The 7,947-nt window shown below is 72.7% G+C and carries 5 protein-coding genes and 3 pseudogenes; 4 read left to right on the forward strand and 4 right to left on the reverse strand.

The window, feature by feature from the left end; genetic code table 11:
• The first annotated feature begins 211 nt into the window (after window positions 1-211).
• Window positions 212-667, forward strand: coding sequence for an ATP-binding protein (locus IH13_RS0128555; RefSeq protein ID WP_037842687.1), 456 nt, complete (start codon window positions 212-214; stop codon window positions 665-667).
• A gap of 24 nt (window positions 668-691) precedes the next feature.
• On the opposite strand, the gene idi is transcribed toward IH13_RS0128555, so the two are convergent.
• From idi to galE, 4 genes and pseudogenes are all read right to left on the reverse strand, one after another.
• Window positions 692-1,285, reverse strand: coding sequence for an isopentenyl-diphosphate Delta-isomerase (gene idi, locus IH13_RS0128560; RefSeq protein ID WP_031088888.1), 594 nt, complete (start codon window positions 1,283-1,285; stop codon window positions 692-694).
• Between the two features lie 388 nt (window positions 1,286-1,673).
• Window positions 1,674-2,392 (reverse strand): annotated as a pseudogene (locus IH13_RS38705) (SAM-dependent methyltransferase); the annotation flags it as partial.
• A 301-nt stretch (window positions 2,393-2,693) separates the two neighbouring features.
• Window positions 2,694-3,548 carry a cation diffusion facilitator family transporter gene (locus tag IH13_RS0128570; RefSeq protein ID WP_082317747.1) on the reverse strand — a complete coding sequence of 285 codons (855 nt, stop codon included), beginning with the start codon at window positions 3,546-3,548 and terminating at the stop codon, window positions 2,694-2,696.
• Window positions 3,549-3,781: 233 nt separating this feature from the next.
• Window positions 3,782-4,765 (reverse strand): UDP-glucose 4-epimerase GalE, encoded by a 984-nt coding sequence (gene galE / locus IH13_RS0128575; protein WP_031088891.1) that lies wholly within the window; start codon window positions 4,763-4,765, stop codon window positions 3,782-3,784.
• A 529-nt stretch (window positions 4,766-5,294) separates the two neighbouring features.
• Here galE and IH13_RS38710 point away from each other — a divergent pair.
• The 3 genes and pseudogenes from IH13_RS38710 to IH13_RS0128590 form a co-directional block, all read left to right on the forward strand.
• Window positions 5,295-7,036, forward strand: a pseudogene (locus IH13_RS38710) (DUF5941 domain-containing protein).
• The gene (locus IH13_RS0128585; RefSeq protein WP_031088892.1) at window positions 7,033-7,770 is read left to right on the forward strand and encodes a phosphocholine cytidylyltransferase family protein; all 738 of its coding nucleotides are present in this window, start codon (window positions 7,033-7,035) and stop codon (window positions 7,768-7,770) included. Before IH13_RS38710 ends, IH13_RS0128585 begins: the two are co-directional and overlap by 4 nt.
• Window positions 7,758-7,947: pseudogene (locus IH13_RS0128590) on the forward strand (dehydrogenase); the annotation flags it as partial. The gene IH13_RS0128585 and the pseudogene IH13_RS0128590, both read left to right, overlap by 13 nt.

Genomic DNA, 7,947 nt, shown 5'->3' on the forward strand with positions numbered 1-7,947 from the left:
CGGCGCTGCCGCGCGGTCAGCCTGATGACGGAGCGGAGGGCACCGCGAAAGGGCAGAAAGCAGTTCCGTGCCAGGCGACTTCGTGCAGCTTCAGTCGAATCACGACCTTAAGTGAGCACTTCCGGTCGGCTGCCGGGACAGGACCGCGCGGTTCCCGACACTTATTACTCGATGGTCAGTGACAGGCGAGTCGAGAGCGGGTGGCCGGTCCATGGAGAGCCGCGAAAGAGTCCCGGACCTCCCCGCGCCGTACGAAGGCGTGTGGCGCTTCACCGCCCCCGCCGTCGACGCCTCCGTACCGCGGGCCCGGCACGCCGTGCGGGACCTGCTGAAGCGGCAGGGCGTACCCCTTGAGGACGGCATTCTGCACGGGCTGCTGCTGATCGTGTCGGAGCTCGTCACCAACGCCGTCAAGCACGCGGCCCTGCTCTCGCCCGAGCTCGCCGTGGAAGTGGCCATCGGGGCCGAGTGGGTCAGGGTCTCGGTCGAGGACGACCACCCCTACCGCCCCACCGCCCTGGTCACGGACCACGGGCAGACGGGCGGCCGGGGGCTGCTGCTGGTCCGCGAGATCACGGGTGAGGCGGGCGGCAGCTGCCAGGTGGAGCACACGGCGGGCGGCGGCAAGATCATCTGGGCGGCGCTGCCGCTCAAGACAGGGCTCTGACCGCCCCCCGCCCGCCGCGGCGGATCACCAGCCGGCCGACGGCCCGGTCAGCTCCCTGATCGCGGGCCGCGCCGCGTCCAGCACCGTCATGAACCACACCGAGAACGGGGCGGCGGCATGCCGTTCGGCGAGCTCGGCCGCGGTCACGAACGCCGTCTCGCCCACCTCCTCCGCGTCCGGCCGCACCTGCTCCTGCACCATGCCGACGAAGAGGTGGTTGAACTCCTGCTCGACCAGCCCCGAGGCGGGATCGGGGTGGTTGTAGCGGACCGTGCCGGCCGCGGCGAGCAGTGAGGGCGAGACCCCCAGCTCCTCGTATGTGCGCCGCGCGGCGGCCGCGAAGGGAGCCTCGCCCGGGTAGGGGTGGCCGCAACAGGTGTTCGACCACACGCCGGGGGAGTGGTACTTGCCGAGCGCCCGGCGCTGCAGGAGCAGCCGCCCCTGCTCGTCGAAGAGGAACACGGAGAACGCCCGGTGCAACTGCCCGGGGGCCTGGTGGGCCGCGAGCTTCTCCGCCGTGCCGATCGTGGTGCCGCTCTCGTCGACCAGTTCGAGCATGATCGCTTCTGCTGTGCCGTTCGACGAGTTGTGCGTCACGGTGGCTGGTGTGGTCGGCATACCCATCCTTCGCTTTGGTTACCGGCCTCGTGCGCCGGACCCCTCGAGTCCGGTCAAGTCTGCCGCACAAAGGCCGCTTGTCCGCACTTCGGGTGCTGGCATGTCCGTTCCGCCGCACCGGGCGGGCGCGGCGGAACGGGCGTCACGCAGACCCCGAAGGCCCCGGTCAGGCGATCGTGCCCGCCGTCGCGGGCACCGAACCGTCGCGGGCGCGCGCCCTCATCGCCTCTTCGGGCACCCCGAGCGGAGCCGGCCGGGGCGGATCCCGTACCGCGGCGCCGGGGCGAAGCCGCACGCCGGGGAGCACCCGGGACGCCCCGGCACGGGAACGTGTGACTCGCCCCGCCGCCGTGCCGCGTCCGGCGGCCGCCCCGGCGTGGACGGGCTACCGGGGACCGGAGGGGCGCAGCACGTAGCCGGCGTAGCCGTACTCCGTGCCGTGGTCCCGCCGCGCGGCCAGCTCCTCCCGGGTGGCCGCGAGCGCCTCGGCCATCCCGGGAGCCGAGGGGTCGGCCGCCGCGACCCGCTCGGCCAGCGGGACGTAGTACTCGTCCCAGTCGCTGTCGGGCTGCACCAGGACCCCGGTCACCCGCCAGCCCGCCGCCACGGCCGCCGCCGTGTTCGCCGCGACCGGGCGCAGCGTGGCCTGCGGCTCCCAGAAGGCCCGGGCACCCGGGGAGGGCGCGTCGGTCGTCCAGACGCAATCGGTGACCACCATCGCCCCGCCGGGGGCGAGCAGGCGCCGCCAGTCACGCAGCGCGGTGTCGAACCCGATGACGTACGCCGACCCCTCGGCCCAGACCAGGTCGAAGGAGCCGTCGGCGAAGTCCGGGCCGGTGAGGTCGGCCATGTCCGCCCGGACGGTACGGATCCGGTCGCCGAGGCCGCGAGCCTCTGCAGGTCCACCGCCGTCACCTCGGCGCCCGCCTCGGCGGCGAGCAGCAGGGAGGCCCTGCCCGGGCCGCAGCCCAGGTCGAGGACGCGGGGACGGCCGGGCCGCGGGCCCACCAGCTCCAGCAGCCGACGGGTGGTGGCGTCCGAGCCGGGGCTCTGCCTGGGCAGGGCGCGGTGCAGTGCGAAGAAGGCGTGGTACGTGTGGTCGGTCAACGTGGGAATCCCTTGCACGAGAGGGTTTCCGGTCGGCACGGCGGCGCGGGACGCGCCGCGAGGTCAGCCGGGAACCCTGGGAATGAGGAAGGACCGGTCACTGCTCGGGGCAGCCGTCGTCGCGACCGTCATCCGCCTCAGCTCCTTCGGGATCCCACGGCCCCTCGGGGGGTGCCGGGCTCGGTGTGCACGGCGCAGACCCTAACACCGAGGGCGGGTTCCGAAAGCCCCGCCTGCCCGGCGACGCCCGGCACGCAGCGCACGCCGCCTGCCCGCCCTCCGGGCGGACTCCGGAACACGCCTAGTGGCAGAGCCTGGCCTCGTGTTCGGCGTGCCCGCTCGGCTCCAGCTGGAAGGTGCAGTGCTCCACGTCGAAGTGGTCCCCCAGGCAGCCCTGGAGCTCGTGCAGCAGCTTCTCGTGGCCGATCGAGTCGAGCATCTCCTGGTGCACCACCACGTGGGCGGAGAGGACCGGCATGCCGGAGGTGATCGTCCAGGCGTGCAGGTCGTGGATGTCCAGCACCCCGGGCAGGGCCATGAGGTGGGCGCGTACCTCCGCCATGTCGACGCCCTTGGGCGCGGCCTCCAGCAGGACGTCGAGCGTCTCCCGCAGCAGCTTGACCGTGCGCGGCACGATCATCAGGCCGATGAGGAGCGAGGCGATCGGGTCGGCGGCCTGCCAGCCGGTCGCCATGATGATCCCGGCCGACACCAGCACCGTCACCGAGCCGAGGGTGTCCGCGAGGACCTCCAGATAGGCGCCCCGCACGTTGAGGCTCTCCTGCTGCCCGCGCATCAGCAGGGAGAGCGAGACGACGTTGGCGACCAGGCCGACCGCGGCGAACACGATGGCCAGCCCGCCGCGGGTGTCGGCCGGGGTGACGAAGCGTTCGACGGCCTCGAAGACCAGATAGCCGCCGACCCCGAGCAGCAGCAGGCAGTTGGCCAGTGCGGCGAGGATCTCGGCCCGGGCGAAGCCGAAGGTGCGGTTGGGGCCCGCCGGACGGTTGGCGAAGTGGATCGCCAGCAGCGCCATCCCCAGGCCCAGCGCGTCGGTCGCCATGTGCGCGGCGTCCGCGATCAGGGCGAGCGAGTCGGAGAGCAGCCCGCCGACGATCTCCGTGACCATGACGCCGAGCGTGATGACCAGCGCGATCCCTGTCTCTTATACGATGTGTATAAGAGACAGCCCGTGGTCGTGGCCAGCCCCCATGAGAATGCCTCCCGAACACCTTCGTACACGGTTGTACGCCTCGGACGCCGGCCGTCCGATGCGGCCAGTGAACTACGTGCCCGTGGTCGCGGGCAACACGGCAGTGAACACCGTTGTCATCTGCTCTGACCTGCGCAGATGTTCGCAGGTTCGTACGGCGTGGAAGGTGTGGCCGGTCACATCGCGCGGGCCTGCGGATGGCGCAGGCACCAGGCCGCCCAGGCCGACTCGACCATCTCCCGCACGCCGAGCCGGGCGGTCCAGTCGAACTCCCGTGTCATCCGTTCCACGGACGCCACGGCCCGGGCCGCGTCGCCGGGGCGGCGCGGCCCGGCCAGGGGCTCGGCGGGCCGCCCGGTGACCTCGCCCACCAGTGCGGCCAGCTCCCGCACGGAGACGCCCTCGCCGCGGCCGACGTTCAGCGTCAGGTCCTCGCCCGGCTCCCGCGCCAGGAGCCCGCGGGCCACGACGAGGTGCGCGTCGGCCAGGTCGTCGACGTGGACGTAGTCGCGGACGCAGGTGCCGTCCGGTGTCGGGTAGTCGGTACCGAAGACCCGCGGTGCCTCGCCCCGGGTGAGCCGCTCGAAGAACATCGGTACGACGTTGGAGGTCCCGGTGTCCGAGAGCCGCGGCTCCGAGGCCCCCGCCACGTTGAAGTACCGCAGGCAGGCCGTGGAGACGCCGTGCGCCCGCCCCGCCGCCCGCACCAGCCACTCCCCGGCGAGCTTGGTCTCGCCGTACGGGTTGATCGGCGCGCACGGGGTGTCCTCCGTGATGTGCTCGACGTCCGGGACGCCGTACACCGCGGCCGACGACGAGAACAGGAAGCGCCGGACCCCGGCGGCGGCCACGGCCTCCAGGAGCACGGTGAGCCCGCCGATGTTCTCCCGGTAGTACAGCAGCGGGTCCTCCACGGACTCGCCGACCTGCTTCTTCGCCGCGAGGTGCACCACCCCCGTGACACCGTGCTCGGCCAGCACCCGGTCCAGCAGCCCGCGGTCCGCCGTCGACCCGCGGACCAGCGGGACGTCCGGGCCCAGCCGTTCGGCGATCCCCGTGGAGAGGTCGTCGAGCACGACGACCCGTTCCCCGGCCCCGGTCATGGCCCGCGCCACGTGTGCCCCGATGTATCCCGCCCCGCCTGTGATCAGCCACGTCATGGGCGTCAGCTTAGGCTTCCGTCCCCTCGTCCCGGACCGCCCGGCCCCGCCGGGCCCGCGGGCGCGGTTTGTGGGACGGCACGCGGATCGACGATGATGATCACGAACGGCGCCGAAGGATGTCCGGTTCACTCGAACACGGACGGCCACTTCACCCGAACGAAGCACAAACGGGCGGTGAAATCGGTCTTCTGTTCATCCGATAGCCTCAGAGCCTGTCGGTGATCTCTGACCGGGCGGCCTCGCCCCGGCGCGCACGCTTCCCGCGTTGCCGAAATGCCCTGATAGCTCCGCTATGAGGGCGTTCCGGCGCCTTGGAAACGCGAGTACCGGAGCGCTTACGCCTTCCGGTCGAAGATCGCTCGGCAGACCCTCAGCCGACAGCCGCCGGCCCGCCCACGGGGTCGCGTCGTCGTGCGCCGTTCCCGTCACCGCCAAGGAGTGAGTTCGTCTGTCGACCGCCATCCTCACCGGTGCGCCGGTACCCGGATCGTCGCTCGAGGACGATCTGCGGTCGCTCGGCTTCGACGTGACCGCCGCCGCCGACGCCGACCAGGCCGCCGAGCTGCTCGCCACCGTCCCCGCCGACCAGCGCGTCGCCCTGGTGGACCCCCGTTTCGTCGGCCACGCCCACGCCCTCCGGCTCGGACTGACCGACCCCCGCTTCGACGCCGCCGCCGTCCCCGGTGCCCTCACCGCCCGGCCCGCCGCCCGGAGCGCACTGCTCCGCGCGCTGCGGCGGGCCGCGGAGGCCGTCGGGACCGGCAGCCCGTTGGCTCCCCCCGGGGCCGGGACGGTCGCCGAGGACCGCACGGTCCCCGGCCGGCTGGCCGTGGCCCTGGACGCCGAGGGCACCCCCGTGCACCGCCCCGAGCTGGGATCGCTCACCGCAGCGGTGCCCGCCGGCCCCGAGGAACGGGCCGCCGCGCAGACCTCCGTCGCCGCCGTCGACGACGAGGCGGTCCGGCTGCGCAGCGCGGTCAAGGCCCACGACGGCTTCTTCACCACCTTCTTCATCAGCCCGTACTCGCGCTACATCGCGCGCTGGTGCGCCCGCCGGGGCCTCACCCCGAACCAGGTCACCACCGCCTCGCTGGTCACCGCCCTGATCGCGGCCGGCAGCGCGGCGACCGGCACCCGCGGCGGCTACGTCGCGGCCGGGGTGCTGCTCCTGCTGTCGTTCGTCCTGGACTGCACCGACGGGCAGCTCGCCCGTTACTCGCTCCAGTACTCGACGATGGGCGCCTGGCTGGACGCCACCTTCGACCGGGCCAAGGAGTACGCCTACTACGCGGGCCTGGCCCTCGGTGCCGCCCGCGGCGGCGACGACGTGTGGGTCCTGGCGCTCGGGGCGATGGTCCTCCAGGCCTGCCGCCACGTCGTCGACTTCTCGTTCAACGAGGCCAACCACGACGCGGTCTCCAACACCAGCCCCACCGCAGCCCTCTCCGACCGGCTCGACAGTGTCGGCTGGACCGTGTGGGCGCGCCGGATGATAGTCCTGCCCATCGGTGAACGCTGGGCCATGATCGCCGTGCTGACCGCGCTCACCACCCCCCGGATCGTCTTCTACGCCCTGCTCGTGGGCTGCGCGCTGGCCGCCTGCTACACCACGGCCGGCCGGCTGCTGCGCTCGCTGACCCGTAAGGCCCGGCGCACCGACCGCGCCATGCGGGCCCTGGCCGACCTCGCCGACTCCGGGCCGCTCGCCCAGGCGGTCGCCGCGGTGCTCCGGCGTCCCAGGGGTGGCTACACCGCCCCGCTGCCGGCGCTCGTCGGCGGGGCGCTGATGGTCGCCGCGGCCCTGTTCGCGCCCTTCGGCGGATGGCTCACCGTCGGCGCCGCACTCCTGTACGCCGTCCTCGCGGGCCTCGCCGTCTCCCGGCCGCTGGGGGGCTGGTACCGCCGGCCTTCCGGGCCGCGGAGTACTGCACGGTCCTCGTGCTGGCGGCCCGCAGCGACGCCCCGCACGCCGTTCCGGCGGCGTTCGGGCTGGTCTCGGCCGTCGCCTACCATCACTACGACACGGTGTACCGCATCCGAGGCGGTACCGGTGCCCCACCGCGGTGGCTGGTGCGCGCGGTAGGCGGGCACGAGGGCCGGACCCTGGTCGTGGCCGTACTCGCCGCCCTGCTCACCGCGGGCTCAGGATTCACCACGGCCCTCACCGTGCTCGCGGCCGCCGTGGCTCTCGTGGTGCTCGTGGAGTCCATCCGCTTCTGGGTGTCCTCCTCGGCCCCCGCCGTACACGACGAAGGAGAACTCGCATGATCGGCCTCGTACTGGCAGCAGGTGCCGGCCGCCGTCTGCGTCCCTACACCGACACCCTGCCCAAGGCCCTGGTGCCCGTGGACGGGGAGAAGACGGTCCTGGACCTGACGCTGGCGAACTTCGCCGAGGTCGGTCTCACCGAGGTCGCCGTCGTCGTCGGCTACCGCAAGGAGGCGGTCTACGCCCGCAAGGCCGAGTTCGAGGCGACGTACGGCGTGAAGCTGACGCTCATCGACAACGACAAGGCCGAGGAGTGGAACAACGCCTACTCCCTGTGGTGCGCCCGTGAGGTCCTGAAGCAAGGCGTCATCCTCGCCAACGGCGACACCGTGCACCCCGTCTCCGTCGAGAAGACCCTCCTGGACGCGCGCGGCGAGGGCCGGAAGATCATCCTCGCCCTGGACACCGTCAAGACGCTCGCCGACGAGGAGATGAAGGTCGTCTCCGAGCACGGGGCGGGCGTACGGCGCATCACCAAGCTGATGGACCCCGCCACGGCGACCGGCGAGTACATCGGTGTGACGCTCATCGAGCCGGAGGCCGCCGAGGAGCTCGCCGACGCGCTGAAGACCACGTTCGAGCGCGACCCCGACCTCTACTACGAGGACGGCTACCAGGAGCTCGTGAACCGCGGCTTCACCGTGGACGTCGCCCCCATCGGCGAGGTCACCTGGGTCGAGATCGACAACCACGACGACCTCGCCCGGGGCAGGGAGATCGCGTGCCGGTACTGACCCGCCTCATCCCCTCGCCGGTCGTCGTCGACATTCGCCCCGGCGCCATGGACGATCTGGCCGGCCTCCTGGCCGACCAGCGGATCTCCGCCTCCGGGAAGCTCGCCGTCGCGATCAGCGAGGGCTCCGGACGGGCGCTGCGCGAGCGGCTCGCCCCGGCGTTGGCGGGCGCCGACT

Origin of the sequence: Streptomyces sp. NRRL WC-3549 (assembly GCF_000721935.1) — a bacterium.
Classification (GTDB): Bacteria; Actinomycetota; Actinomycetes; order Streptomycetales; family Streptomycetaceae; genus Streptomyces.